This window comes from Pseudomonadota bacterium, from assembly GCA_016719885.1.
GTDB lineage: Bacteria > Pseudomonadota > Gammaproteobacteria.
This window is the reverse complement of record JADJYF010000026.1, coordinates 155,384-181,014: the sequence shown is the minus strand read 5'-3', so window position 1 is coordinate 181,014 and position 25,631 is coordinate 155,384. Positions and strand designations below refer to the sequence as shown.

At 65.7% G+C, this 25,631-nt stretch carries 25 protein-coding genes; 17 read left to right on the top strand and 8 right to left on the bottom strand.

Annotation, left to right across the window (positions count from 1 at the left end):
* Nucleotides 1-63 precede the first annotated feature (63 nt).
* From hldE to IPM80_21505, 4 genes are all read left to right on the top strand, one after another.
* Entirely contained in the window at nt 64-1,500 is a 1,437-nt protein-coding gene (gene hldE / locus IPM80_21520) for a bifunctional D-glycero-beta-D-manno-heptose-7-phosphate kinase/D-glycero-beta-D-manno-heptose 1-phosphate adenylyltransferase HldE (GenBank protein MBK8960928.1), read from the top strand.
* Entirely contained in the window at nt 1,497-2,444 is a 948-nt protein-coding gene (gene rfaD, locus IPM80_21515) for an ADP-glyceromanno-heptose 6-epimerase (GenBank protein MBK8960927.1), read from the top strand. The genes hldE and rfaD overlap by 4 nt, the downstream gene beginning before the upstream one ends.
* Entirely contained in the window at nt 2,441-3,733 is a 1,293-nt protein-coding gene (gene waaA / locus IPM80_21510; protein ID MBK8960926.1) for a lipid IV(A) 3-deoxy-D-manno-octulosonic acid transferase, read from the top strand. The genes rfaD and waaA overlap by 4 nt, the downstream gene beginning before the upstream one ends.
* Before the next feature lie 161 nt (nt 3,734-3,894).
* Nucleotides 3,895-4,464, top strand: a complete 570-nt coding sequence (locus IPM80_21505; protein ID MBK8960925.1) for a glycine zipper family protein — start codon at nt 3,895-3,897, stop codon at nt 4,462-4,464.
* 63 nt (nt 4,465-4,527) lie between these two features.
* Here IPM80_21505 and IPM80_21500 read toward each other — a convergent pair whose 3' ends face one another.
* The 8 genes from IPM80_21500 to map all read right to left on the bottom strand — a co-directional run bounded on the left by IPM80_21500 (nt 4,528) and on the right by map (nt 12,796).
* The gene (locus IPM80_21500; protein MBK8960924.1) at nt 4,528-5,109 is read right to left on the bottom strand and encodes an isochorismatase family protein; all 582 of its coding nucleotides are present in this window, start codon (nt 5,107-5,109) and stop codon (nt 4,528-4,530) included.
* A gap of 17 nt (nt 5,110-5,126) precedes the next feature.
* Entirely contained in the window at nt 5,127-6,512 is a 1,386-nt protein-coding gene (locus IPM80_21495) for a TolC family outer membrane protein (protein ID MBK8960923.1), read from the bottom strand.
* A 40-nt stretch (nt 6,513-6,552) separates the two neighbouring features.
* Nucleotides 6,553-6,867 (bottom strand): sulfurtransferase, encoded by a 315-nt coding sequence (locus tag IPM80_21490; protein MBK8960922.1) that lies wholly within the window; start codon nt 6,865-6,867, stop codon nt 6,553-6,555.
* Between the two features lie 10 nt (nt 6,868-6,877).
* Nucleotides 6,878-7,531 (bottom strand): protein-L-isoaspartate O-methyltransferase, encoded by a 654-nt coding sequence (locus IPM80_21485; protein MBK8960921.1) that lies wholly within the window; start codon nt 7,529-7,531, stop codon nt 6,878-6,880.
* 123 nt (nt 7,532-7,654) lie between these two features.
* A complete protein-coding gene (gene dusA / locus IPM80_21480) occupies nt 7,655-8,671 on the bottom strand; it encodes a tRNA dihydrouridine(20/20a) synthase DusA (GenBank protein ID MBK8960920.1) in 1,017 nt (338 codons plus the stop codon).
* On the bottom strand, nt 8,668-9,339 hold the full coding sequence (gene mutH, locus IPM80_21475) for a DNA mismatch repair endonuclease MutH (protein MBK8960919.1): 672 nt from the start codon (nt 9,337-9,339) through the stop codon (nt 8,668-8,670). The genes dusA and mutH overlap by 4 nt, the downstream gene beginning before the upstream one ends.
* A complete protein-coding gene (gene glnD, locus IPM80_21470; protein MBK8960918.1) occupies nt 9,336-12,020 on the bottom strand; it encodes a [protein-PII] uridylyltransferase in 2,685 nt (894 codons plus the stop codon). The genes mutH and glnD overlap by 4 nt, the downstream gene beginning before the upstream one ends.
* Complete coding sequence (gene map / locus IPM80_21465) at nt 12,017-12,796, bottom strand: type I methionyl aminopeptidase (protein ID MBK8960917.1); 780 nt, start codon at nt 12,794-12,796, stop codon at nt 12,017-12,019. The genes glnD and map overlap by 4 nt, the downstream gene beginning before the upstream one ends.
* Before the next feature lie 199 nt (nt 12,797-12,995).
* On the opposite strand from map, the gene rpsB reads away from it, so the two are divergent.
* From rpsB to lpxA, 13 genes are all read left to right on the top strand, one after another.
* Nucleotides 12,996-13,745, top strand: coding sequence for a 30S ribosomal protein S2 (rpsB, locus tag IPM80_21460; GenBank protein ID MBK8960916.1), 750 nt, complete (start codon nt 12,996-12,998; stop codon nt 13,743-13,745).
* A 51-nt stretch (nt 13,746-13,796) separates the two neighbouring features.
* Nucleotides 13,797-14,681 (top strand): elongation factor Ts, encoded by an 885-nt coding sequence (locus IPM80_21455; protein ID MBK8960915.1) that lies wholly within the window; start codon nt 13,797-13,799, stop codon nt 14,679-14,681.
* Nucleotides 14,682-14,702: 21 nt separating this feature from the next.
* Nucleotides 14,703-15,449, top strand: coding sequence for a UMP kinase (locus IPM80_21450; protein MBK8960914.1), 747 nt, complete (start codon nt 14,703-14,705; stop codon nt 15,447-15,449).
* A 1-nt stretch (nt 15,450) separates the two neighbouring features.
* Nucleotides 15,451-16,008, top strand: coding sequence for a ribosome recycling factor (gene frr / locus IPM80_21445; protein MBK8960913.1), 558 nt, complete (start codon nt 15,451-15,453; stop codon nt 16,006-16,008).
* 20 nt (nt 16,009-16,028) lie between these two features.
* A complete protein-coding gene (gene uppS, locus IPM80_21440; GenBank protein MBK8960912.1) occupies nt 16,029-16,781 on the top strand; it encodes a di-trans,poly-cis-decaprenylcistransferase in 753 nt (250 codons plus the stop codon).
* A 97-nt stretch (nt 16,782-16,878) separates the two neighbouring features.
* Entirely contained in the window at nt 16,879-17,646 is a 768-nt protein-coding gene (locus IPM80_21435) for a phosphatidate cytidylyltransferase (GenBank protein MBK8960911.1), read from the top strand.
* Complete coding sequence (locus IPM80_21430; protein ID MBK8960910.1) at nt 17,643-18,827, top strand: 1-deoxy-D-xylulose-5-phosphate reductoisomerase; 1,185 nt, start codon at nt 17,643-17,645, stop codon at nt 18,825-18,827. Before IPM80_21435 ends, IPM80_21430 begins: the two co-directional genes overlap by 4 nt.
* Nucleotides 18,827-20,182 (top strand): RIP metalloprotease RseP, encoded by a 1,356-nt coding sequence (gene rseP, locus IPM80_21425; protein MBK8960909.1) that lies wholly within the window; start codon nt 18,827-18,829, stop codon nt 20,180-20,182. Before IPM80_21430 ends, rseP begins: the two co-directional genes overlap by 1 nt.
* A 68-nt stretch (nt 20,183-20,250) precedes the next feature.
* A complete protein-coding gene (bamA, locus tag IPM80_21420; GenBank protein MBK8960908.1) occupies nt 20,251-22,515 on the top strand; it encodes an outer membrane protein assembly factor BamA in 2,265 nt (754 codons plus the stop codon).
* Nucleotides 22,516-22,756: 241 nt separating this feature from the next.
* Complete coding sequence (locus IPM80_21415; GenBank protein ID MBK8960907.1) at nt 22,757-23,275, top strand: OmpH family outer membrane protein; 519 nt, start codon at nt 22,757-22,759, stop codon at nt 23,273-23,275.
* Nucleotides 23,276-23,383: 108 nt separating this feature from the next.
* On the top strand, nt 23,384-24,328 hold the full coding sequence (locus tag IPM80_21410; GenBank protein ID MBK8960906.1) for a UDP-3-O-(3-hydroxymyristoyl)glucosamine N-acyltransferase: 945 nt from the start codon (nt 23,384-23,386) through the stop codon (nt 24,326-24,328).
* 80 nt (nt 24,329-24,408) lie between these two features.
* A complete protein-coding gene (gene fabZ / locus IPM80_21405) occupies nt 24,409-24,858 on the top strand; it encodes a 3-hydroxyacyl-ACP dehydratase FabZ (GenBank protein MBK8960905.1) in 450 nt (149 codons plus the stop codon).
* Nucleotides 24,855-25,628 (top strand): acyl-ACP--UDP-N-acetylglucosamine O-acyltransferase, encoded by a 774-nt coding sequence (gene lpxA, locus IPM80_21400; protein ID MBK8960904.1) that lies wholly within the window; start codon nt 24,855-24,857, stop codon nt 25,626-25,628. The genes fabZ and lpxA overlap by 4 nt, the downstream gene beginning before the upstream one ends.
* Nucleotides 25,629-25,631: the final 3 nt, after the last annotated feature.

Genomic DNA, 25,631 nt, shown 5'->3' with positions numbered 1-25,631 from the left:
ACAAGCGCCGCGCCCCTGCGGGTAGCGGCTGCGGCTATCGAGAGCGGGTTGGCGAACGAGACGATGGATCCAAGATTGAGCCTCATGCGAGGCGCGCGCGTGATGGTGGTCGGCGACCTGCTGCTCGACCGCTACTGGTATGGCGCCACGCGCCGCATCTCGCCCGAGGCGCCAGTGCCGGTGGTGCTGGTGGATGGCATCGAGGAGCGCGTCGGCGGTGCGGCCAATGTCGCGGCCAATGCCGCCGCCCTGGAGGCGGAAGTGCTGCTGGTCGGTATCGCCGGAGAGGACGCCGCCGGCGAGCGACTCAAGGCGCTGTGTCGTGAGGCCGCGGTCGAACCCATATTCGCGGCCCGCGCCGGCCACGAAACGGTGGTCAAGCTGCGGGTCGTCAGTCAGCACCAGCAGTTGGTGCGCCTCGATTTCGAACGTCCGGCGCCGCCGGATCTCGGCGATGAGGTCGCGGCGCTGGTCAAGGCGCACCTCGAGCGCTGCAACGTGGTGGTAGTGTCCGATTACGCCAAGGGCGCCACGTCGCGCGTCGAACAGGTGATCGCGGGCGCCCGGGCCGCGGGTAAACGTGTCATCGTCGATCCCAAGGGCGTCGATTTCTCGCGCTACGCGGGAGCGAGTCTCGTCACGCCGAATTTGCACGAGTTCGAAGCCGTGGTCGGCGCCTGCGCCGACGACGCGGACCTGGTGCGCAAGGCCGAGGCCTTGTGCCAGCGCTTCGACTTCGAAGCCATCCTCGTCACGCGCGGTGAGGCCGGCATGTCACTGGTGCGGCCTGGCCACGCCGCGCTGCACCTCGAAGCACGTTCGCGCGATGTGTTCGATGTCACCGGCGCCGGCGACACGGTGTGTGCCGTGACCGCCGTGGCGCTCGCCGCCGGACACGATCTCGCGAACGCGGTGGCGCTCGCCAACGTCGCCGCCGGCGTGGTGGTCGGCAAGTTCGGCGCCGCCAACGTCAGTATCGAAGAGTTGGATGTCGCCCTGACCGCGCGCGATAGCGTGCGTCGTGGCGTGCTGACGCTCGACGAATTGCTCGAAGAGCGCGCGCAAGCTCGGCGCCGCGGTGAAATCGTGGTGATGACCAATGGCTGCTTCGACATCCTGCACGAAGGCCATGTGCGCTACCTGCGCGAAGCGAAAGCGCTGGGCACGCGCCTGGCGGTGGCGGTCAACGACGATGCCTCGGTGGCGGCGCTCAAGGGCACGACACGGCCGCTCAATCCGCTCGCATCGCGCATGTGCGTGCTGAGCGCGCTGGACGTGGTGGACTGGGTGGTGCCGTTTTCGGGCGAGACGCCACGCGAGCTCATTGCGCGGGTGCTGCCCGACGTGCTGGTCAAGGGCGGCGACTACGCAGTCGACGCCATCGCCGGCGCCGCCGAAGTGACGGCGGCCGGCGGCCGCGTCACCACTGTCGCCTTCCATGACGGCTTTTCCACCACCGCCCTGGTCGAGCGCATCACCGGCCCGGAGATCGCGTCGTGATCGTCGTCACCGGCGGCGCCGGCTTCATCGGCAGCAACCTCGTGCACGCTCTCAATGCCCGCGGGCGCGAGGATATCGTGCTGGTGGAGGAGTTCAGCGACGGGCACAAGTGCGCCAATCTCGCCGCCGCGCGCATCGCCGACTATTTCGATCGCGACGAGTGGTTGGCGCTGATGCGTGCCGACGGCGGCCAGCACCTCGACATCGAGTGCGTCTATCACCTGGGTGCGTGTTCCGACACCACCAACTGGGACGGACGCATGATGATGGAGAACAATTTCAGCTACTCGCGCGCGCTGTTCGAATATTGCACCGCGCGGCGCATTCCGCTGGTGTACGCCTCCAGCGCGGCGGTGTATGGCAAGGGCACACGCTTTTGTGAAGAGCCCGCCTACGAGCATCCGCTCAACGTCTACGGTTATTCCAAGCTCGCTTTCGATCAGTACGTTCGTCAGCGCCTGCCGCGCGTCGAAAGCCTGGTGGCGGGACTGCGCTACTTCAACGTGTACGGTCCGCGCGAGCAGCACAAGGGCCGCATGGCCAGCGTCGCTTTGCACCTGCATCAACAGATGGAGCGCGATGGTCGCGTGCGCCTGTTCGGCGCTTCCCATGGCTATGGCCCGGGCGAACAGCGGCGCGATTTCGTGCACGTCGATGACGTGGTCGACATCACGCTGTGGCTGGGTTCGCGGTCGCGCGCCGACTCGGGCATCTACAACTGCGGAACGGGACGCGCCGAACCGTTCAACGCGGTCGCCGCCGCGGTGCTGGCATTTCACGGCCGTGGTGAACTCGAGTACATCGATTTCCCCGCCGACCTGGTCGGCGCCTACCAGGCGTATACCGAGGCCGATCTGACGCGGCTGCGCGCCGCCGGTTACGGGCGGCCGCTGCGCGACGTGGCGAGCGGCGTGCGGGAGTATCTCAGCTGGCTGAGTTCCTGAGACGGCTGTACACCGCGCTGTTCGCGCTGCTGGTGCCGGCGTTGCTGGCACGCCTGTACTGGCGCAATCGACGCGCCGGGCTGACCTCGGACCGCTGGCGCGAGCGCCTCGGCTACTACCGCGAGCCGGCGCGCGGCACGGCGCCGATCTGGATCCACGCGGTATCGGTGGGGGAGTCGATGGCGGCGGTGCCGCTGGTGCGCGCACTGCAGGAGCAGTGCGACGGCACCTCCATCCTGCTCACCACCACCACCGCCACCGGCGCCCAGACCGTCACGCGCATGCTCGGCGACAGCGTGCAGCACGCCTATTTCCCCTACGACCTGCCGGGCGCCGTGCGGCGCTTCGTCGATCATTTCCGGCCGCGCATCCTGCTGGTGATGGAGACCGAACTGTGGCCCAACACCTTCGCGGTGTGCCATCGCCGCGGGTTGCCCATCGTGCTGGCCAATGCGCGGCTGTCGGCGCGTTCGATGCGCGGCTACCAACGCGTCGCGGCCTTGAGCCGCGATATCGTGCGCAGCATCGATCACATTGCCGCCCAGACCAGTGACGACGCCGCGCGCTTCATCGCGCTCGGCGCCGATGCACGTCGCCTGGCGGTGATCGGCAGCTTGAAATTCGACCTCGACCTGCCGCCCAGCGTGCACGAGCAGGCTGCCGCCGTGCGCCGCGAACTCGGCATCAATCGTCCGATCCTGATGGCCGCCAGCACCCGCGAGGGCGAAGAGGCGCTGGTGCTGGATGCGCTGGCCGACATCGCCGCGCAGCTGCCCCACGTGTTGCTGCTGCTGGTGCCGCGCCATCCCGAGCGTTTCGACGAAGTCGCGCAATTGTGCGCCAGTCGCGGCCTGCGTTTCCGTCGGCGCAGCCAAAGCAGTCAGTGCGACGATCGCGACCAGGTCTACCTGCTGGACAGCATGGGTGAATTGCCGCGTCATTACGCGGCCGCCGATGTGGCCTTTGTCGGTGGCAGCCTGCTGCCTTTCGGCGGACATAACGTGCTCGAGCCGGCGGTGCTCGGGCGACCGGTACTGGTTGGTCCGCACACCTTCAACTTCACGGAAATCGTGCGCCTGTTGCAGGAAGCCGGTGCGCTCAAAGTGGTGGCGGACGCGCAGGGCCTGGCGCAGGCGGCGCTGGCCTGGCTGCGCGACAGCAACGAGCGCGACCGGGTAGGTGGGCTCGCGCGCGACATCGTCCACCGTCACCGTGGCGCCACCCACCGTACCGTCGGCGTGGTGCGCGAACTCATCGCGTCGACGCCGACCACCCATCAAGCGCGGTGACGCTGCAACCGCTATTCAGTGTCGCCCGCGGCTCGAATGAAATTCGAACAAGGACTCATAAACTTTTGATCGCGGTGCCGAGTCCACGCCATATAATCGCGACAATTGAAACGGAGTAGCCATCCATGAGCGTCGCCAGAGCCTTCAGAGCCCCCCTCGCCATGTCTTTAATCGCACTCGGTGCGACCGCCGTGCAGGCCCAACAGGGCGGCGCGTTCGTCTACCCCAAGGCCGGTCAATCGGAGCAACAGCAGTCCAAGGATCGTTACGAGTGCCACCAATGGGCCGTGCAGCAGACCGGTTTCGATCCCACCACCGCGCCGCCGATTGCCTCGGCGCCGCCGCCACAGGCCTATGGGCAACCGGTGCAACAGCAGGCGCCGCAGCAGCGCGGCGGCGGCTTCCTCGGCATCGGCAATGGCGGCATGCTGCCCGGTAGCGGCGTGATGGGGGATGCGGCGACCGGCGCGGCGCTCGGCGCGGCGGGTGGCGCAATCGCCGGCAATGCCGGGCAGGGCGCCGCGATTGGCGCGGTGGCATCGACGCTGTTCGGCGCGCTCAACCGCGCCACCGACAAGCCGGCGCCGCCACCTCAGCCGCAGGTCAACCCCTACCACCAGCAGCAGCAGGCGGCCGCCGCGCAGGAATACAACCAGCGTCTGCAGATGACCAACGATTACAACCGCGCTTTCGGCACCTGCATGTCGGCGCGCAATTACACGGTCAACTGACAGCAAGCGGCGCGGCGTGCCCTGAGGTGCGCCGCGCATGCGGCGCGAGGCCCCGGCCGCTGCTCAGCGCAGCAGGCCCTGAATGGCCTTGAAGTGCGGATGCCGGGCATCGCGCAGCCATTCGAACACCACCGATTCGGCACTCACCACCTGGACCTCCGCCTGGCGTAAACGGTCCAGCGCGTTCTGATAATTCTCCAGGCGCCGTGAACAGATGGCGTCTTCCACCACCAGCACCTGCTGGCCGCGGGCGCGCAAGTCGAAGGCGGTCTGCAGGATGCAGATGTGCGCTTCCATGCCGACCAGCACCACCTGGCGGCGCGCCAGCGTCGCGAGCGCGGCGTTGAAATCGTCACCGTCGCAGCATGAGAACGCGGTCTTGGTGAACGTCCGGACGCTGGGCGGCAAAGCCTCGGCAACCGTCGCATGGGTTGCGCCCAGGCCCTGCGGGTACTGCTCGGTGCGCAATACCGGGACATCGAGCAAGCCGGCGGCCCGCGCCAGCAGGCTTGCGTTCAGCAGCACGCGATTCAACACCTTGCCGGGCATGGCGTCGCCGAGTCGCTGTTGCAGATCGCACACCACCAGTATCGACTGGTTGGCATCGCACTTGGCGATGGCCGGACGCGGTTCTAGGGCTGACATCGCCGCTGCTCCTTCACTCAGGGTGACGCCGCACCGGTGTCGGCGGGTGTGGCCGGACCATTGTCGACCAGCCATCCGTTGGCGGCCACCAGGTCGTCGGGTTCGAGGCTGCCGGCGGCTTTCTTGAGACGCAGGGTTTCGATGATGTAGTCGTAGCGGGCGCGCGCGAAATCACGCTTGGCCTGGTAGAGGCTGCGTTCGGCCGCGACCACGTCGACCGCGGTGCGCGTGCCGACCTCGAAGCCGGCGCGCGTCGACTCGAGGGCGGTCTGCGACGACACCACGGCCTGCGACAAGGCCTTGACCGAGCTGATCTTGGTCACCACGCCGAGATAGGCTTGGCGCGTTTCGCGATGCACGGCCCGGCGGGTCTGTTCCAGGCGCTCGAGGCTGGCGTTGCTGTCGTGTTCCGCGGCGCGCGTGCGCGATACCACCTGGCCGCCTTCGTACAGCGGCACCGTGACCTGCACGCCGATGTCGTTCTGTTCCACCGACGAATTGCCGAAGCGACCGCCCTGCTTGTTGAAACTGTGGCCGCCGACAATGTCGAGGCTGGGGTAGTGGCCGGCGTACTGGCGGCGGATCTCTTCGTGGGCGATGTCGGCGGCGATGTTGGCGGCCGACAGGTCGAGATTGCGTTCCAGCGCGGTGGTCGTCCAGCGGTCGATATCCAGCGGCTCCGGCACCACCAGCGGCAGGTGTTCGCCGAGCGGCGCGAGATCGAGATCGTAATTGGCCGTCACTTCGCGCAGCGCCTCGTTGGCGTTCTCGACTTCGTTCTCGGCGCTGATTTCGGCGGCTTGTGCGCGGTCATGGCCGGCCTGTGCTTCCTGCACGTCGGTGATGGCGATGAGGCCGACCTGGAAACGTTGCTGGGCCTGCTCGAGCTGGCTCTTCAAGGATTGCGTTTCGGCCTTGGCGAACGCCAGGCTGTCATGGGCCGCGAGCTGGTTGAAGTAGCGCTCGGCGACCCGCAGCATCAGGTCCTGTCGCGCCGCCAGGACTTCGAACTGCGCCTGTTGCAGGCGCTTGTTGGCCTGGCGCAGTTGCACGTAGCGGTCATGGTGGTAGACCGGCTGCGAGAGGTTGATGCGATATTCCTTGCTGGCGTAGGTCGGGCTGTTGTCGCTGCCCGGGATGCTGAAGCCGCCGGACAGCGACTGCTCAATGTGCGAGATGCCGGCGCTGAAATTGATGTTGGGCAGCCATAGCTGCGCACGCGCCTGCGGGATGCCTTCGGCGACCGACAGCGCCTGTTCCTGCGCCTGGCGATATTGCGGGTCGGATTGCTCGGCGGCGTCGAGCGCGCCCAGCAGATCGGTGTGCGCGGCGCTCGGCAGCGCGCTACAGGCAAGCAGCGCGCACAACAGCGGACGCAGGTGGCGCAGGGCGTAGGGTGGCATGATGTTCAGTGAGCCCGGTCCTTGAGAGAGGGTTGCGAGGTCAGTAACGCGCGAGCGCCGGGTCGACCGTGGCCGCCCAGGCATCGATACCGCCGTCGAGGTTGGCGACATCGGCAAAGCCGCGGGCCGCCAGAAACTGCGCCACCTGCAGGCTGCGCATGCCGTGGTGGCAGATCACGATGAGCGGCTCATCGGCAGGCAGTTCGGCGTAGCGTGTGGGGATTTCGCCCATCGGCACGTGCAGCGCGCCGTCGACGTGCACCAGTTCGTATTCCCACGCCTCGCGCACGTCGAGCAGGCGCGCCTGGCCTTGCGCAAGGAGCGTGGCCGCCTGCTGGGCACTCAACTGGCGCATCGGCTCGCGCTCAGAATTCAAACGCGGGCTTGTTTTCCGCGCCGATGAGCGGCGTCAGCTCGGTTTCGAACAGGCTCTCGACCGACCAGCTGTCCTTGGCGAGGCGCGTGATGAGCAGGGCTTCCATCACCGGTGCGTTGCCGACCACGATGAACATGCGTCCGTTGGGGCTGAGTTGTTGTTCGATGAGCGGGCGGCGCGCGGGAGAGGAACCGGTCACCACGATCACGTCGTAGGGCTCGGCGGTGCTCCAGCCGTCGACCGCGTCACCGACATGCAGGGCCACGTTGCCGATGTTGGCATTGCGCAGGTTGTGCTTGGCGCGGGCCGACAGGTCTTCGAAGATCTCGATGCTGGTGACATGCGCGGCGAGGGTCGCGAGCAAGGCGGTCAGGTAGCCGCTGCCGGTGCCGATCTCGAGCACGCGGTCGCCGCGCTGCACGTCCAGGGCCTGCAGCAGGCGCGCTTCGATCTTGGGCGGCATCATGGCCTGGCCGTGTCCGAGTTCGATGGCGGTGTCACTGAACGCGAGCTGGCGATAGCCTTCCGGCACGAAACGCTCACGATGCACTTTCGAACAGGCGTCGAGCACGTTGGCGTCGAGCACTTCCCACGTCCTGATCTGCTGCTCGACCATGTTGAAGCGGGCGGTTTCGAAATCCATAGTCATGTTTGGCTGGCTCACGGTGACACGAACGCCAGCCGACGGCGGCGGGCAGCGCATTATATGCGCTCAGCAGAGTTACCAGCCAGCGTTACGCCGCCGCCGGAGCGCACCTGCTTGAGGCTAATCATGTCCGGCCGACGGCGCGGCGGCGGCCATCGCGGCGAGCGCCTGTTCGATGACCGCGCGCCCGGCCGCGGGGCGGTGGGCATTCTCGCTCAAGGCGCGTCGCCAGCGGCGGCCGCCGGGCTGGCCCTGGAACAACGTCAGCAGGTGGCGCGTGATGTGATGAAGCTCGGTGCCGGTCGCGAGTTCGGTATCGACGTAATCGAGGTAGCGCGCGAGACACTGCTCGCGTGAGCGCGGCGCGGCTTCGCCGGCGCCGAACAGCGCGGCGTCGATGGCAGCCAGGCCATAGGGGTTGTCATAGGCCGCGCGGCCCAGCATCACACCGTCGACCTCGTGCACGTGGTGCACGACCTCGTCGACGCCGCTGATGCCGCCGTTGATGACGATGACGGCATCCGGCAATTCGCGGCGCAGGCGATAGACCCAGGCGTATTCGAGCGGTGGGATCTCGCGGTTCTCGCGTGGACTCAGGCCCGACAGCCAGGCCTTGCGCGCATGCACGTGGAACACGCGGCAGCCGCTGGCGTGCAGCGCGCCGACGAAATCCGAGAAGTATTCGTAGCTGTATAGGTCGTCGATGCCGAGCCGTGTCTTGACGCTGACGGTGATGCCGGCGGGCACGGCGTCGATGAGGGCACGTACGCAATCGGACACCAGTTGCGGCTTGGCCATCAGGCAGGCGCCGAAATCGGCGGCCTGCACACGATCGCTCGGACAGCCGCAGTTGAGGTTGACCTCCTGGTAACCCGCCGCCACGCACAGGCGCGCGGCGGCCGCCAGTTCGGCCGGTTCGCTGCCGCCGAGTTGCACGGCCAGCGGCTGTTCGTCGGCATGGTGACGCAGCAGCATGGCGGTATCGCCGCGCAGGATCGCGCGCGCCGTCAGCATCTCGGTATAGAGCCGCGCATGGGGCGCGATGAGGCGTGCGAGGTATCGGAAATGCCGGTCGGTCTTCTGCATCATGGGCGCGATGCACAGGCGCCACGGGCGTGGGTCGGGGGCGCGCATCATGATTGGCCGGCCGCGCGCAGCAGCGTGTGGGTGAATCCCGCGCGCAGGTAGAAGCCGCGCGGCAGGGTTGCGCCAGGCACGCCGCCGCTGTCGCCGACGGCGCTGAGGGCGCGGCCATTGGCCGCCTTGGGGCGGATCTGCAGGGCTTGGCCCAGGCGCGCGTCGAGCAGTTCGAAGCGGCCGGTGGCGAGCAGTTCCATGTGCTCTTCCCAGTCGGCACGCAGCACGCTTTCCTGCGCGGCATCGGGGCTCCACAGGCATGCCGTGCCGAAGCGTCGCGCCGCCAGTGTCAGGTCGGCGCGGTATTCGACCGGCATCCACAGCACGCGGCTGAGCTTGAGACGCACCGTCGAGTGCTGCCATTGCTGGCCGATCAGATCGCCCAAGGCGACGCTGCACACATGGGTCGATTCGCGCGGTCTGCCGTCGTGGCCGATCGGAATGGTCTTAAGTTCGATGCCGAGGTCCATGAAATCCGGCAGCGGCCGCGAACTGGCGGTCGCGCCCAGCGCATGTTCCACCAGCTCGCCCAACCAGCCCTTGTGCCGACGCAGATCGCGGGGCACGGGCAGCGCGAGCGACGCCGCCAGTTCGCCGACGGTTGCGCCCGCCCACTGGCGCGCCCGCGCCAACAGTTCAGCTTCGTCACGCGGCGGGGCGATGTTCATGTCAGCGCCGTGACGATGAGGTCGCGCAGCCGTGCCTGCGCGAGCGGGTCGCTGAACGGTCGTTGGCGACGGTCGGTGATGTAGAAGTAATCCTCGGCGCGTTCTCCGAAGGTGGCGATGCGCGCGTCCACCAAGCTCACACCGCACTGGTCCATGGCGTCGCCGATGGCGGACAAGAGGCCAGGGCGGTCGACGGCGATGACTTCCATCACGGTACGGCTGTGCTTGTCGTCGCGTGCGAATTGCACGACCGGTGTGAAATTGAAATGGCGATGCCGGCGCAGGCTGGCCACGGTCGCGCTGGCCGGCGGGCGCTCACGCGCCAACAGGGCGCGGCGCACGCGTTCGCCGATCTCCGCGCGACGCGCGGCGCTGTCCACCGCGCTGCCGCTGTCGGCGTCGAGCACCATGTAGGTGTCGATGCTGTAGCCGGCGTCGGTGGTGATGACTCGCGCGTCCTGGATGTCGAGCCTGAGTCGATCGAGCGCGGCGGTGGTGATGGCGAACAGCTTGTCCATGTCGGCGCAGTACACGAACACCGCCGTGCAGCCGCGCTCCGGCATGTCGCGCACCGCCACCAGCGGCGCATCCGTCGGCGCCGCGTCGGTCACGACCTCGGCATGCCAGGCGATCTCCTCGGGACGATGGCGCAGGAAATAGTCCGGCGCGAGTCCGGCCCAGAAGCGTTCCAGGCGGCCGGCCGGAATATGGGTCTGGCGTCGGCCGAGACAGGCGCGTGCTTCGTGACGCAAGGCCTCGAGCCGTTCTTGGCGCGCCAGCGGCGTTTCATTGCCGCTGCGCAGATGGCGACGGGTGGCGCTGAACAATTCGCCCAGCAACGAAGCTTTCCAAGGCGTCCACAGTGCCGGATTGGTGGCGCCAATGTCGGCGACCGTCAGCAGGTAGAGATAGTCGAGATGCACCAGGTCGCCGACCTTGCGCGCGAAATCGGCAATCACCGCCGGGTCGTAGATATCCTTGCGCTGGGCGGTCGCCGACATCAGCAGGTGGTTGCGTACCAGCCACGCCACCAGGTGGGTGTCGTAATTGCTGAAGCCATGATCGCGGCAGAATCGCACCGCGTCCTCGGCGCCGAGATCCGAGTGATCGCCGTGGCGACCCTTGGCGATGTCGTGGAACAGGCCGCCGATGTAGAGAATCTCGAGTTTGGGCACGCGCGCCACCGCCTCGGCGCAATGGGGTGGCAGGTTATCGTGGTCACTTGGGTGGGAAAAGCGCCGCAGGTTGCGCACCAGTCGCAGCGTGTGTTCATCGACCGTGTAGACGTGGAACAGGTCGAATTGCATGAGGCCGGTGACGCGCGCGAACACCGGCAGGTAGGCGGCCAGCACGCCGTAGCGATGCATGCGCTCCAGCTCGTGGCCGATGCGACGCGGCTGGCGGATGATCTCTAGAAACAGGCTGCGCGCGCGGATGTCGGCACGAAACTTGTCGTTGATGTGATGCAGGTGCTGACGGATGAGTCGAATGGTGCTGGCGCGCACGCCCTCGATGTGCGGATGCTGCTGCATGAGCAGGAACACTTCAAGCAAGGCGCGCGGATTGCGGCTGAACACGTGTTCGTCGCGCGCTTCGATGTAGCCGTTGCGGATCTGGAAGCGGCGGCCCAGCGGCTGCGCCGCCTGCTCGGACGCAGGGTCGAGGGTGGCATCGCGAAACAGCGCCAGCAGCATGTCGTTCAGACTCGCCAGTTCGCGCACCGTGCGATAGAAGTGGCGCATGAACTGCTCGATGCCATGGTGGCCCTCAGCGCGGTAGCCGAGCATGTCGGCGACGCTGCGCTGATGATCGAACAGCAGGCGATCTTCGCGCCGGCGCGCCACGAAATGCAGCGCGCAACGCACCTGCCATAGAAAACGTCGCCCCTGCCGCAGGGTCGTGTATTCGTCCGCGCTCAGGAAGCCGTGGGTCACGAGCCCGGCCAGGCCGGCGGCGCGGAAGTGGCGGTTGGCCACCCACGAGATGTTCTGGATATCGCGCAAGCCGCCCGGGCCGTCCTTGACGTTGGGTTCGAGCTGGCCGAAAGCGTCGTCGTATTTGCGGTGGCGGGCGCGCTGCTCGGCGAGCTTGGCGCCGAAGAAGCGTTCGGCGGGCCATAGGCGATCGGGACCGGTGACGGCGCGCATCGCCGCGAATGGCGCGGCGGCGCCGGTCAGCAGGCGCGCCTCCATGAGGTTGGTGACGACGGTCACATCGCGTTCCGCTTCTTCGGCGCACTCGTCGACACTGCGCACGCTGGTGCCGATTTCGAGGCCGATGTCCCACAGGAAGGTCAGCCAGCGCTCGAGTCGCTCACGGTCGTCGTCGCGCAGTGGGCCGCCCAGGATCACGGCGATGTCGACGTCGGAGCAGGGGTGCAGTTCGCCGCGGCCGAAGCCGCCGACCGCCGCCAGCGCATGGGCGCTGTCGCCGAGCCCGAACAGGCGCCAGGTCAGGACCAGTTGGCGGGAAATCGCCCAGGACCGCAGCCGCACGCTGAGCTCGGCATCGCGGTCGGCACGAAACCGCGCCTCGAGGCGCGCGTTGAGGGTTGCGTTGAACGCGCGGCAGCAGTCCCGCGCGCGCTGATCGGGCGCCGCGCCGAGCAGGGCTTCCAGCGGGGCGAAGTCGGCATCGTCCATGACCCCGTCGAGGTCGAGCGCGGCCGGGGAGGCGGTCATGCCGCGATGCCAAAAGCCTCTTCGGCACGCGCGGTGAGAACTTCGTGACCGCTGTCGGTGACCAGTACGGTGTGCTCCCACTGGGCCGACAGGCCGCGGTCCTTGGTGACCACCGTCCAGTTGTCACCGAGCAGTTTCACGTGGCGCTTGCCGGCGTTGATCATCGGTTCGATGGTGAAGGTCATGCCGGGCTGCAGTTCGACGCCGGTGCCGGCATTGCCGTAATGCAGCACCTGCGGTTCTTCGTGGAAGGTGCGGCCGATGCCGTGACCGCAGTACTCGCGCACCACCGAGAAATTGCGCGATTCGGCCAGCGTCTGGATGGCGGCACCGATGTCGCCGAGGCGGGCGCCGGGCTTGACCAGTTCTATGCCCACCAGCAGGCACTCGTAGGCGGTCTCGACCAGCCGGCGCGCCTTCAACGAGGCCTCGCCGACCACGAACATCTGCGAGGTGTCGCCATGGAAGCCGTCCTTGATGACGGTGATGTCGACGTTGACGATGTCACCGTTCTTGAGGCGGCGATCGCCGGGAATGCCGTGACACACCACGTGGTTGACCGAGGTGCAGATGGACTTGGGGAAGCCGTGGTAGTTGAGCGGGGCCGGGATGGCCTGTTGGACGTCGACGATGTAGCGGTGACAGAGCTGGTCGAGTTCGTCGGTCGTGACCCCCGGACGCACGTGCGGCGCGATCATTTCGAGGACTTCGGCGGCGAGGCGGCCGGCGACTCGCATCTTGGCGATTTCGTCGGCCGTCTTGATCGAGATGGGCATAAAGGCCAGGGTTCCAAGTCATTGTTGATGCTGATGTTCTATGGTATAAAGCGCGCGCCTTATAGGCAATCTAACCCTTAAATCCACACACGGATCGACACAGGTGCCGAGGGTGTCCACCACGCGAGTGGCGGATCGGTACATGGGATCCGTGGAGGCAAAACCCAATCAGGAGTTTCGCATGAGTAGTGAAGTAAGCATGCGCCAGATGCTCGAAGCTGGCGTTCATTTCGGTCACCAGACCCGTTTCTGGCATCCCAAGATGGCACCGTACATCTTCGGCGAGCGCAACAAGATCCACATCATCAATCTCGAGAAGACCCAGCCTCTGTTCGTCGAGGCCACCAATTTCATCAGCCGCCTGACCGCCAAGCGCGGCAAGATCCTGTTCGTCGGCACCAAGCGCTCGGCGCAGGAAGCAGTGATGCGCGAAGCGCAGCGCTGCGGCATGCCCTTCGTCAGCCGTCGTTGGCTGGGCGGCATGCTGACCAACTTCAAGACCGTCAAGCAGTCCATCCGCCGCCTCAAGGAGCTCGAGCAGCTGCAGGAGTCGGGTGGCATGGACCGCATGTCCAAGAAGGAAGCCTTGGGCCTGCGCCGCGAGCTCGACAAGCTCAACCTGAGCCTCGGCGGCATCAAGGACATGGACGGCCTGCCCGATGCGCTGTTCATCATCGACGTCGGCCATGAGCGCATCGCTGTCGCCGAAGCCCAGAAGCTCGGCATTCCGATCGTGGCGGTGGTCGACACCAACAACACCCCCGACGGCGTGGACTACATCATTCCCGGCAACGACGACGCCATCCGCGCCGTCAACCTGTATGCCGAAGGCGTGGCCAACGCGGTGCTTGACGCCCGTTCGGCAGGCAGCGATGCGGCCGGCGGCCGTGACGATTTCGTCGAAATGGACGATGCCGGCGCCGCGGGCGCAGAAGCGCAGGCCTCCTGATCCGCGCCGTCGCGGGTCATCGGTGCTTAATCAAATTTGAGGAAAGAGATCATGGAAATCACGGCCGCGATGGTCAAAGAACTGCGCGAGCGGTCCGGCGCCGGCATGATGGAATGCAAGAAGGCGTTGGTTGAAGCCAATGGCGACATCGAGCTCGCCATCGAGAACATGCGCAAGTCGGGCGCCGCGAAAGCCGCCAAGAAGGCCGGTCGTATCGCCGCCGAAGGCGCCATCGTCACGGCCTCGAACGCCACCCACGCGGTGCTGGTCGAGGTCAACAGCGAGACCGACTTCGTTGCCAACGACGATAACTTCAAGCGTTTCGCCGCGACGGTGGCTGATACCGCGCTGACATCCGGCGCCGCCGACGTGGCCGCGCTGCGCGAAGCCGCCGGCGCCGAAGGCGAGAGCCTGGAGCAGATGCGTACCGCGCTGGTCGCCAAGATTGGCGAGAACATCGAGATCCGCCGTTTCACGGTGCTGGCCGCCGACGGCGGCGTGGTGCAGTCCTACCTGCACGGCAAGCGCATCGGCGTGCTGGTGGCCTTGAAGGGCGGCTCCGCCGAACTCGCGCGTGACGTCGCCATGCACATTGCCGCCAGCAACCCGGTGTGCGTGAGCGAAGCCGACATGCCGGCCGACGTCCTCGCCAAGGAGCGCGAAATTTACGCCGCGCAGGCCGCCGAGAGCGGCAAGCCGGCCGACATCGTCGAGAAGATGGTGGTGGGTCGAATCAAGAAGTTCATCGCCGAGACCACCCTGCTCGGTCAGAATTTCGTCAAGGATCCGGATCAGACCGTCGAGAAACTGCTCAAGAGCAATGGCGCCACGGTCAGCCGTTTCGTGCGCTACGAAGTCGGCGAAGGCATCGACAAGAAGGAAGACAACTTTGTCGAAGAGGTGATGGCCCAGGCCCGTAGCGCGACCCAGCGCTGAGTGTCGACCACGGACGTCGGCATGGCTTCGAGCACGAACAGCGGGGCGCATGCCCCGCATTTCAAACGGGTTCTCATCAAGCTGAGCGGCGAAGCCCTGATGGGCGAGGGCGATTACGGCATAGACCCGAACGTCCTGGCCCGCATCGGCGACGAGATTCATGATCTTCGCCAGGCCGGCGTCGAGGTGGCTATCGTCATCGGCGGAGGCAACATTTTCCGCGGCGCGGGCCTGGCGGCGTCCGGCGTCGACCGTGTGACCGCCGACCAGATGGGCATGCTGGCGACCGTCATCAATGCCCTCGCCATCCAGGATGCGCTGGAGCGCAAGGGCATGTACGCGCGCGTCATGTCGGCGATCAAGATCAACCAGGTCTGCGAAGACTACATTCGACGCCGTGCCGTCCGTCACCTCGAGAAGGGGCGCGTGGTGGTGCTGGCGGCGGGCACCGGCAACCCGTTTTTCACCACCGATTCGGCGGCCAGCCTGCGTGCCATCGAAATCAACGCTGAACTCCTCATCAAGGCGACCAAGGTCGACGGTGTCTACACCGCCGACCCGAACAAGGATCCGACCGCCAAGCGCTATGACGTGCTCGATTACGACGATGTCCTCGAGCGCAAACTGGGTGTCATGGACGCCACCGCCATCGTCCTGTGCCGCGAGAACAGGATGCCACTGCGGGTCGTGGACATGACCGCGCCCGGCGCCTTCGTCAACGCGGCGCTGGGACACGAAGTTGGAACCCTGGTAACGGTAATCAGATGACATGATCAAGGACATCATCGAAGACGCGCGCAAGCGCATGGGCAAGAGCGTCGATTCATTCCGCTCCGATCTGGCGCGACTGCGCACCGGGCGCGCGCAGCCGAGCCTGATTGAACACATCATGGTCAACTACTACGGCACGCCCACGCCGCTGCCGCAGTGCGCCAGCGTGTCGGTGGAAGACGCGCGCACGCTGGTGGTGACGGCCTGGGATCGCGGCGCCATCGACGCGGTCGAGAAGGCCATCCGCGACTCGGGACTGGGCCTGAACCCCAACACCGCCGGGACCGTCATCCGTGTGCCGCTGCCGCCCTTGACCGAGGAGCGCCGCAAGGATCTCATCAAGATCCTGAACAAGGAGGCCGAGCAGGCCAAGGTCGCGGTGCGCAACATTCGGCGTGACGCCAATGCCCATATCAAGGAACTCTTGAAGGCCAAGGACATCACCTCCGACGACGAGCGCAAGGGCGAGGACCAGGCCCAGAAAATCACCGACGAGCACGTCAAGAAAATCGACGAAATCGTCGCCGCCAAAGAGCGCGAAATGATGGCGGTGTGAGCGTGGCGCAAGACTCTGCCATGCCCTGTCCCCTGCCGCGGCACGTTGCCATCATCATGGATGGCAACGGCCGTTGGGCCAAACGTCGCAGCCTGCCGCGCATCGCGGGCCACCGTGCCGGCGTCGAGAACGTGCGCGTCATCGTCAAGTACTGCGCAGAGTCCGGCATCGAGACCCTGACGCTGTTCGCGTTCAGCAGCGAGAACTGGCGGCGGCCGCCGACCGAGGTCAAGCTCCTGTTCGAACTGTTCGTGATGGTGCTCGACCAGGAAATCGAGAAATTGCACGAGGCCGGGGTGCGCCTGCGCGTGATCGGCGATCGCGAGCCGTTTCCGAAGAAGCTCCAGCAATGCATCGAGCGCGCCGAGGCCCATACCGCCGGCAATCAGCGCCTGAACCTGGTGATTGCCGCCAACTACGGTGGCCAGTGGGACATCACCCAGGCCACCCGCCAGCTCGCCGCCCAGGTCGAGCGCGGCGAACTCAAGGCTGCCGACATCACGCCCGCGCACATCGAAGCGCGGCTGGCTCTGGCCGACCTGCCCAATCCCGATCTCTTCATCCGCTCCGGTGGTGAACAGCGCATCAGCAACTACCTGCTGTGGCAGCTCGCCTACACCGAACTCCATTTCACCGAATGCCTGTGGCCGGATTTCGATACCGCGGAATTCGAGTGCGCACTCAAGAGCTATACCACGCGCCAGCGCCGCTTCGGCATGACCGGCGAACAGGTCAGTGGTGAGCTCGACGCCGTGGCTTCCGACGCCGAATGACGGCCGTCGCCACAGACGGGCGCCGCGCTGCCGTGGTTGCTCGCCGGTGTCGAACCTAGTCGCACGCATACTGACCGCCCTGGTGCTGGGCGGTGCGATGGTTTACGGCACGCTGTCCCTGCCGCTGGCGGTGATGGGGGGCGTGTTTGCCCTGGTCCTGTTTGGCGCGGCGCTGGAATGGGCGGCGCTGGCTGGCCTGGACGCGCGCACGGCGCGCGTGCTCTACGCGGCACTGACCGTGGCGCTCGCGCTTAGCGGCGCGTTTCTGGCGCACGGCCACCCGCTGGCCCAGCGCGCGGTGCTGGTGGCCGGCTGCCTGTGGTGGGGCGTCGCCGCCGCCTGGGTGATTCATTATCAATGGCGCGAAGGACCCAAGCTGCGCCAACCGACGGCGCTGGCCCTATGCGGCTGGCTGGCCCTGGCGCCGGCCGTGCTTGCCTTGCTGGTATTGCTCGAGCGCGGGCCGGCACAGCTGCTGGCGCTATTCGCGCTGGTGTGGGGCGCCGACGTGTTCGCCTATTTCGGCGGCAAGACCTTCGGCCGGCGGCGCCTCGCCAGCCATGTCAGCCCGGGCAAGACCTGGGAGGGATTGCTGGCCGCCGTTGTCGGCACGCAATTGCTGGCCTTGACCGGCGCCGGCCTGTTGGCGGGTGCGCCGTTGGCCGCGGTGCTGGCCTTGGCGGCACTGACCTTGCTGGCCTCGGTGGTCGGCGATCTCACCGAGAGCCTCCTCAAGCGGCTGCGCGGAGTCAAGGACAGCGGCGCGCTGCTGCCCGGCCACGGCGGTCTGCTCGATCGCATCGACAGCCTGCTGGCCGCCGCGCCAGTATTCACTCTCGGACTCATCTTATTGGAGCAACCATGACCACTGCCGTGACCATCCTGGGTTCGACCGGCACCATCGGCGTCAACACGCTCGACGTGATCGCCCGCCATCCTGAACGTTTTTCCGTTTTCGCACTCTCTGCCAATACCAATGTCGACGGCTTGTTCGCGCAGTGCCAGGCCTGGAATCCGCCCTACGCGGTGATGGTCGACGAGCCGTCGGCGAGCCGGCTGGCGGACCGCTGCCGGGCCGCCGGCCTCGCCACCGAGGTGCTGGCCGGCCACGCCGCCCTGGCGACCGTGTCGGCCCACGAGCAGGTCGATTATGTGATGGCGGGTATCGTCGGCGCGGCCGGCCTGCTGCCCAACCTCGCCGCCGCACGCGCGGGCAAACGCGTGATGCTGGCCAATAAAGAGTCGCTGGTGATGTCCGGTCAGCTGTTCATGGACGCGGTGCGCGAAAGTAAAGCCGAGTTGCTGCCGATTGATAGCGAACACAATGCGGTGTTCCAGTGCCTGCCGGCGCAGTTCGGCGACGGTCTGCCGGGCGTGGGCGTGGAGCGTATCCTGCTGACCGCCTCGGGCGGGCCGTTCCGGTCCTGGCCCATCGAGCAGTTGCGGGGCGTGACGCCGGCACAGGCCTGCGCCCATCCCAACTGGGTGATGGGACGCAAAATCTCGGTGGACTCGGCGACCATGATGAACAAGGGCCTGGAAGTGATTGAAGCCTGCTGGCTGTTCGGCACCACGCCGGCCCAAATCGAAGTGGTCATCCATCCGCAGAGCGTGATTCACTCGATGGTGCAATACGTGGATGGTTCTGTGCTGGCCCAACTCGGCAATCCCGACATGCGGACACCCATCGCCTATGCCTTGGCATGGCCGGAACGCTGCGCGGCCGGTGTCGAGCGACTCAACCTTTTCGACGTGCGCCATCTCGATTTCGAAGAACCCGACCACGACCGTTTTCCCTGCCTGCGCCTCGCGCGCGACGCCATGAGCGTGGGCGGCACCGCGCCGGCCATACTCAATGCCGCCAACGAAGTCGCCGTGGCGGCCTTCCTCGACGAGAAGCTCGCGTTCACCGACATCCCGCGCCTGGTCGGCCATGCGCTGGAGCGGGTCACGGCACGCGCGGCAGCCGATCTCGACACCATACTGGCCGATGACCGCAGCGCGCGCGAGTGCGTCGAGCGCGCCCTCGTCGAAGGAGTGCATTGATGGAGTTATTGAAGACCCTGCTGTCCTTCGCCGTGGCGCTGGGCATCCTGGTCACCGCCCACGAGTTCGGCCATTACTGGGTGGCCAAGCGCCTGGGCGTGAAGATCTTGAGGTTCTGCATCGGTTTCGGGCGGCCGTGGCTGTCCTGGCGCTCGGGCGAAACCGATTTCGCCCTGGCCCTGATCCCGCTCGGCGGCTACGTGAAGATGCTGGACGAGCGCGAAGGGGAGGTGGCCGAGCACGAACTGCACCGTGCCTTCAATCGCAAGCCGCTGTCCACCCGCATCGCGGTGGTGGCGGCCGGCCCGCTCGCCAATTTCCTGTTCGCCATCCTTGCCTACTGGGCCATGCTCATGATCGGCGTGACCGGCCCACGGCCGATCATCGGCACGGTCGACAACGATTCCATCGCGTCGCGCGCCGGCCTCGCCCGTGGCCAGGAAATCATCGAAGTGGACGGCGATGCCGCCCACACCTGGGACGGCGTGTTCCGCCGCGCCCTGGACGGCATCCTCGATCAGCGCGCGCTGCGCCTGGCGGTGCGCGACGCCAATGGCACGGTCCGGCACGTGATGCTCGACGTCAGCAAGCTGTCGGTCGACGACCTTGGCGCCGGCGACTTCTTCAAGACCTTGGGGCTGGCGCCCGACATGCCGGTGATCGCGCCCGTCATCGCCCGTGTCACGCTCGACGGCGCGGCGGCGGCGGCCGGTATCAAGGACGGCGATCGCGTGGTGTCGGTCGACGGCGCGCCGGTGTCGAGCTGGGGCAACTGGGTGGACATCATCCGCCAGCATCCCGAGCAGGCCCTGTCGGTGGTGGTGGAGCGCGGTGGACAGCAGCTCACCTTGACGGTCACCCCCGCCCGCATCAAGGAAGACGGCAAGGTCCTGGGCCGCATCGGCGCCGAGCCGCTGGTGCCCAAGCAGGTCGATGACATCCCCATGGGTGTCGAGCGCTATGGGCCGCTGGCGGCCTTCGACGGCGCGGTCGATCGCACCGTCGGCATGAGTCTCACCACGCTCAAGTTCCTCGGCAAGATGGTGGTCGGCGAAGCTTCGGTACGCAACCTGTCCGGCCCGATCAGCATCGCACAGTACGCCGGCGCGTCGGCCAAGCTCGGTATCGCGCGCTTCCTCGAATTCCTAGCCCTAGTGAGTGTCAGCCTCGGAGTACTCAACCTATTGCCCATTCCGATTCTGGATGGCGGACACTTGCTGTATTACCTGATAGAATTCGTGACGCGTCGACCGGTGTCTGAACATCTGCAGTCGTGGGGACAGCAGCTCGGTCTGGTGGTGTTGTTGAGTCTCATGGGGCTGGCCGTCTACAACGACATCCTGCGCATTTTGTGAACGCTGGTGACGGAACCACCCAATAATAAATAAACATATTTATGTCGAAAGCCTTTAAAGCAGGCTGGATGTGCGGTCTGACGATGTTGTGCGCGGTAGGTACAGCCACCGCGGAATCCTTCGTCGTCGACGACATCCGGGTCGAAGGTCTTGACCGGATATCCCCCGGCGCCATCTTCAACTACCTCCCCATCAGCGTCGGCGATTCAGTCGACGACAAGCGCTCGCGGGACGCGGTGCGCGCCCTGTTCAAGACCGGCCTGTTCAAGGACGTGCGCCTGGAGCGGGACGGCGACGTGCTGGTGGTCATCGTGCAAGAGCGCGAGACCATCTCCGACATCACCTTCGAAGGCAACAAGGCCATCAAGACCGAAGACCTCACCAAGGGTCTGAAGGAAGTCGGATTCGCCAAGGGCGAAGTGTTCAACGAGTCCAAGCTCGACAAGGTGCTGCAGGAGCTCAAGCGTCAGTACTTCGCCAACGGCAAGTATGGCGTGCGCATCGAGCACGAAGTCATCCCGGTCGATGACAAGACCGTCGAAGTGGCCTTCACCATCTCGGAAGGCGAAGCGGCGCGCATCAAGCAGATCAACATCATCGGCAACGAAGCGTTCACCGATGAACAGATCCGCGACAACTTCAAGCTCAACACCCCGACCTGGATAAGCTGGTTCACCAAGGACGACCAGTATTCCAAGCAGAAGCTGTCGGGCGACCTGGAAATCCTGCGTTCGCTCTACCAGGACAACGGCTACCTGAATTTCAGCGTCGATTCGACCCAGGTCTCGATCACGCCCGACAAGAAGGACGTCTACCTCACCATCAACGTCACCGAAGGCGACAAGTTCGTGGTCGGCGACGTCAAGCTGGCCGGCACCCTTATCGTCAAGCCCGACGACCTGTTCAAGTTCGTCATCACGCGCAAGGGCATGACCTTCTCGCGCAAGGATTTGACCGCCACCAGCAAACTCATCACCGACCGCTTGGGCGACGAGGGCTATGCGTTCGCCAACGTCAACGCCATTCCCGAAATCGACGCCAAGAGCCGCATTGCCGGCATCACCTACTTTGTCGATCCGGGCCAGCGCGTCTACGTACGTCGCGTGAATTTCTTTGGCAATGCCAAGACCCGTGACGAGGTGCTGCGCCGCGAAATGCGTCAGCTGGAGGGCGGCTGGATTTCAACCGCCAAGGTGGAGCGCTCCAAGACCCGCCTGCGGCGCCTCGGATTCTTCGAGGACGTGAACGTCGAAACGCCGGCGGTGGCCGGTTCGACCGACCAGGTCGACGTCAATTTCACCGTCAAGGAGCGCCCGTCCGGCAACCTCATGCTCGGTCTCGGCTTCTCGCAGTCGGCCGGTATCATTTTCAATACCAATGTCCAGCAGGACAACTTCCTGGGCAGCGGCAAGAGCGTCAGCTTCGCGTTCGCCAACAGCGAGATCAACCAGGTCTTCCGCGTCGGCTACATGAACCCGTACTGGACGGTCGATGGCGTGGCGCGCGGTTTCGACTTCACTTACCAGAAGACCGACGCCGGCAACACCAACATCATCCGCTACAACACCAAGACCTTGTCGGGCGGCATGAATTTCGGCGTGCCGATCACGGAATACCATTTCGTCAACGCCGGCTTGTCCTACGAATCGACCGAGATCAATACCAACCCGTTGTTCCTCGACCCGATCATTGCCAACTTCCTGGCGCGGGAAGGCAATTCGTACAACCTGATCCGCTTCTCGACCGGCTTCAGCTACGACACGCGCAACTCGGCGATCTTCCCGGATCGCGGCACCCTGCAGCGTATCCGCGGCGAAATCACGGTGCCCGGCGCGGACTTGACGTACTACAAGCTCAATCTCGAATCGCGCTGGTACATGCCCTTGGCGCGCAACTACATCCTCATGGTGCGCGGCGAGGTGGGCTACGGCGGCGCTTATGGTGGCACCGACGAACTGCCGTTCTTCGAGAACTTCTACGCCGGCGGTCCGCGCACGGTACGCGGCTACGAGGAAAACTCCCTGGGTCCGCAGGATATCTTCGAGCGCGCGCTCGGCGGTAACGTCGAAGTGGTGGGCGGCGCCGAAGTCATCATCCCGGTGCCGTTCCTCGCCGAGTTCAAATCGGTGCGCCTGTCGACCTTCTTCGACGCCGGTAACGTGTGGTCGGCCGACCAGCACGTACGGTTTGCCGACGTGCGCATGTCGGCCGGTATCTCCGGCATCTGGATGTCGCCTTTCGGCTTGTTGTCGATCAGCGTCGCGCAGCCGTTCCGCGATCAGCCCGAGGATCAGGTGCAGCGCTTCCAGTTCAACTTCGGCACCCAGTTCTGAAGCGGCGGTATCTGGAAACATTCGGGAGTGGGTTACATAATGACGGCATGGGCGCCCGCGGGGCGCAGGGGAGACGCCGATTTCATCACGACTCCGCGGCTGGCTACCGGTCAGCGCGGTCACCGGTTATCGCTCGCACCATGCCTTCCTTCCCCTGGGCATGCGGCGGGCGCCGCAACACGCTTGGTCCACGGCACCGAGCGGATCTGAATATCAATCCTAAACGCACTGGAGTACTGCTTTGAGAATTCTTGATCGCTTTTCCGTTGTCGTCCTGTTGTCCTCCGCTCTCGCGTTCTCCGCGGCGCAAGCGGCTGATTACAAGATTGGTGTGGTCAATGCTCCGCGCGTGCTCGAGGCGGCGCCTCAGGCCGAAGTGGCGCGCGTCAAGCTCGAGAAGGAGTTTGCTGCCCGCGACCAGAAGCTGGTTGCCGCGCAGAAGGAATTGAAGGGCCTGGAAGATCGCATGCAGAAAGACGGCGCGATCATGAGCGAGACCGAACGTGGTCGCGTGGAGCGTGATGTCATGGCCAAGCGCCGCGACCTCAAGCGCGACACCCAGGAGTTCCAGGAAGACGTCAATTTCCGCCGTAACGAGGAAATGGCCATCATCCAGCAGCAGATCGGCGAAGCCATCGTCGCGCTGTCCAAGGAGCAGGGTTTCGACATGGTGCTCGGCACCGGCGTGGTGTTCGCGAGCGAAAAGGTCGACATCACCGACCAGGTGATTGCACGTCTGAAGAAGGGCGCGGCCAAGTAAGCGCGCGGGCCCTGCTGACGGGGCCACAGTGCCGCGCATGGCGGCACGGTGCTTGAACTTGCCGGCGGGCGACGGCCGTGACGGTCCGCCGTCCGAGGCACGCATGACATGAGTCTTCGCCTGAGTGAACTGGCGGCGCGCCTCGGCGCGCCGCTTGAGAACGCACGCGACGATGTGCTGCTGACGAGCGTGGCGATGCCCGATGATGCCGGGCCGCAAGAACTGACGTTCATTTCCACCACTCACCTCCCACGCGCGCTGGCGGCGGGCGCCGCGCTCGTCTCGCAGCGGCTCGCGGTCGACAACGCGTTGATGGTGGATGACGTAATGCTTGCCTGCGCGCGGGCTTGTGCCTGGTTGCCGGCACGACGCCGCACCGCCGCGCGGCGCGCACGGCCCACCTCGCTGGCGGCTTCAGCGCGGATTGCGGCGACTGCCCATGTCGGCGCCGGAGTCGAAGTGGGCGAGGCGAGTGTCGTCGAAGCAGGCGTGGTTCTCGATGATGGCGTGACCATCGGCGCGCATTGTCACATCGAGGCCGGTGCGGTCATTCGCGGCGAGGCCAGCATCGGCAATCGTGTGCGCATTGGCGCCGGCACGTGTATAGGCAGCGTGGGATTCGCCTACCTGCGTGATGGAACGAGCTGGCAGGCCATGCCGAGCTTTGGCAGCGTGTGCATCGATGACGATGTCGACGTGCTGGCGCGCGCCGTGGTGCATGCCGGCGTGCTGGGCGACACGGTGATCGCGTCCGGCTGCATACTCGACAGCCAAGTGCTGATCGGACATGATTCGGTGATAGGTGCGCATAGCGCCATCGCCGGCCAAACGGCCGTGGCGGGCGCGTCGCGCATCGGTCGCGGCTGCCGCATCGGTGGCATGGTCGGCATCGGTGAAGGCGTGCAGATTGCCGACGGTGTGACGGTGACCGCCATGAGCATGGTCAGCCGCTCGATACACACCGTTGGCGCACGCTACTCGTCCGGTTGGCCAGCGGAAGCCAGCGCCACCTGGTGGCGGCGCGTAGCGAATTTCCGTCGCACGCGCGGATGACGCGCGGTTCGAATGGCAATGACAACTAGACAAGAATCCGGTCCTGGCGGACCGCGGGGTGGTGCGTAGTGGGAGGCGGTATGGAAGATCTGGGCATTGCAAAAATCTTGCAGACGATGCCGCATCGCTACCCCTTTCTCCTGATCGACCGGATCATCGAATACACGCCGTTCGAATCCATCAAGGCGCTCAAGAACGTCACCATCAACGAGCCGTTCTTCCTCGGACACTTCCCCGGCCACCCGATCATGCCGGGCGTACTGATCCTCGAGTCCATGGCGCAGGCGACCGGCATGCTGGCCTTCTATTCCAACCAGGCACGCAGCGAAGAAGGCAACGTCTATTACCTGGTCGGCGTCGACAAGGCGCGCTTCAAGCGGCCGGTGACCGCCGGCGATCAACTCATCCTGCGCGCGCAGCTCAAGCGCCAGTTGAAGGGCATCTATCGATTCGAGTCCACCGCCGAAGTGGATGGCGTGGTGGTGGCCAGTGCCGAATTCATGACCACCGAGCGGGCCGCCGACAGTTGATTGATCCGAGCGCCAAGGTCGACGCGTCCGCGATACTGGCCGCCGACGTTGAAGTCGGCCCCTGGACCTCGATCGGACCCGGGGTCGAGATAGGCGCGGGCACGCGCATCGGCAGCCATTGCATCATCAAGGGCCCGACGCGCATCGGCCGCAACAACCGCGTGTTCTCGTTCTGTTCCATCGGTGAAGACCCGCAGGACAAGAAGTTCACGGGTGTGGGCGAATCGCGCCTCGAGATCGGCGATGGCAACACCATGCGCGAGTACTGCAGTATCAACCGCGGTACGCCACAGGGCGGTGGCCTGACCAGGATAGGCGATGACAACTGGCTGATGGCCTATTGCCACGTCGCCCATGACTGCCGGGTCGGCAACCACACGGTGTTCGCCAACAACGCGACGCTGGCCGGGCATGTCGAGATCCACGATTACGTGATCCTCGGCGGCTTCACCGGCGTCCACCAGTTCTGTCGCATGGGTGAAAGCAGCTTTTCCGCGATAGCCGCGGCGGTGGTGCGCGATGTGCCGCCCTATGTGATCGTGGACGGCAACCAGGCCGCGCCGCGCAGCATCAATCGCGAAGGTCTGAAGCGACGCGGTTTCTCTGTCGAGGCCATTGCTGCCTTGAAGCGCGCCTACCGTACCCTGTATCGGCAGGGCAATTCGCTCGAAGACGCCCTCAAGTTGCTGGACGCCGAAAGCGCGGCCTTCCCCGAAGTCGCGCGCATGCTCGATTTCGTCCGCTCCTCGGTGCGCGGCATCGTGCGTTAAGCG

Excerpts from the sequence above, each read along its gene's own strand:
- hldE (MBK8960928.1), top strand. The coding sequence starts at position 64 with ATGGATCCAAGATTGAGCCTCATGCGAGGCGCGCGCGTGATGGTGGTC.
- IPM80_21505 (MBK8960925.1), top strand. The coding sequence starts at position 3,895 with ATGTCTTTAATCGCACTCGGTGCGACCGCCGTGCAGGCCCAACAGGGC.
- IPM80_21500 (MBK8960924.1), bottom strand. The coding sequence starts at position 5,109 with ATGTCAGCCCTAGAACCGCGTCCGGCCATCGCCAAGTGCGATGCCAAC.
- IPM80_21495 (MBK8960923.1), bottom strand. The coding sequence starts at position 6,512 with ATGCCACCCTACGCCCTGCGCCACCTGCGTCCGCTGTTGTGCGCGCTG.
- IPM80_21490 (MBK8960922.1), bottom strand. The coding sequence starts at position 6,867 with ATGCGCCAGTTGAGTGCCCAGCAGGCGGCCACGCTCCTTGCGCAAGGC.
- IPM80_21485 (MBK8960921.1), bottom strand. The coding sequence starts at position 7,531 with ATGGATTTCGAAACCGCCCGCTTCAACATGGTCGAGCAGCAGATCAGG.
- dusA (MBK8960920.1), bottom strand. The coding sequence starts at position 8,671 with ATGATGCGCGCCCCCGACCCACGCCCGTGGCGCCTGTGCATCGCGCCC.
- mutH (MBK8960919.1), bottom strand. The coding sequence starts at position 9,339 with ATGAACATCGCCCCGCCGCGTGACGAAGCTGAACTGTTGGCGCGGGCG.
- glnD (MBK8960918.1), bottom strand. The coding sequence starts at position 12,020 with ATGACCGCCTCCCCGGCCGCGCTCGACCTCGACGGGGTCATGGACGAT.
- map (MBK8960917.1), bottom strand. The coding sequence starts at position 12,796 with ATGCCCATCTCGATCAAGACGGCCGACGAAATCGCCAAGATGCGAGTC.
- rpsB (MBK8960916.1), top strand. The coding sequence starts at position 12,996 with ATGCGCCAGATGCTCGAAGCTGGCGTTCATTTCGGTCACCAGACCCGT.
- IPM80_21455 (MBK8960915.1), top strand. The coding sequence starts at position 13,797 with ATGGAAATCACGGCCGCGATGGTCAAAGAACTGCGCGAGCGGTCCGGC.
- IPM80_21450 (MBK8960914.1), top strand. The coding sequence starts at position 14,703 with ATGGCTTCGAGCACGAACAGCGGGGCGCATGCCCCGCATTTCAAACGG.
- frr (MBK8960913.1), top strand. The coding sequence starts at position 15,451 with ATGATCAAGGACATCATCGAAGACGCGCGCAAGCGCATGGGCAAGAGC.
- uppS (MBK8960912.1), top strand. The coding sequence starts at position 16,029 with ATGCCCTGTCCCCTGCCGCGGCACGTTGCCATCATCATGGATGGCAAC.
- IPM80_21435 (MBK8960911.1), top strand. The coding sequence starts at position 16,879 with ATGGTTTACGGCACGCTGTCCCTGCCGCTGGCGGTGATGGGGGGCGTG.
- IPM80_21430 (MBK8960910.1), top strand. The coding sequence starts at position 17,643 with ATGACCACTGCCGTGACCATCCTGGGTTCGACCGGCACCATCGGCGTC.
- rseP (MBK8960909.1), top strand. The coding sequence starts at position 18,827 with ATGGAGTTATTGAAGACCCTGCTGTCCTTCGCCGTGGCGCTGGGCATC.
- bamA (MBK8960908.1), top strand. The coding sequence starts at position 20,251 with ATGTGCGGTCTGACGATGTTGTGCGCGGTAGGTACAGCCACCGCGGAA.
- IPM80_21410 (MBK8960906.1), top strand. The coding sequence starts at position 23,384 with ATGAGTCTTCGCCTGAGTGAACTGGCGGCGCGCCTCGGCGCGCCGCTT.
- fabZ (MBK8960905.1), top strand. The coding sequence starts at position 24,409 with ATGGAAGATCTGGGCATTGCAAAAATCTTGCAGACGATGCCGCATCGC.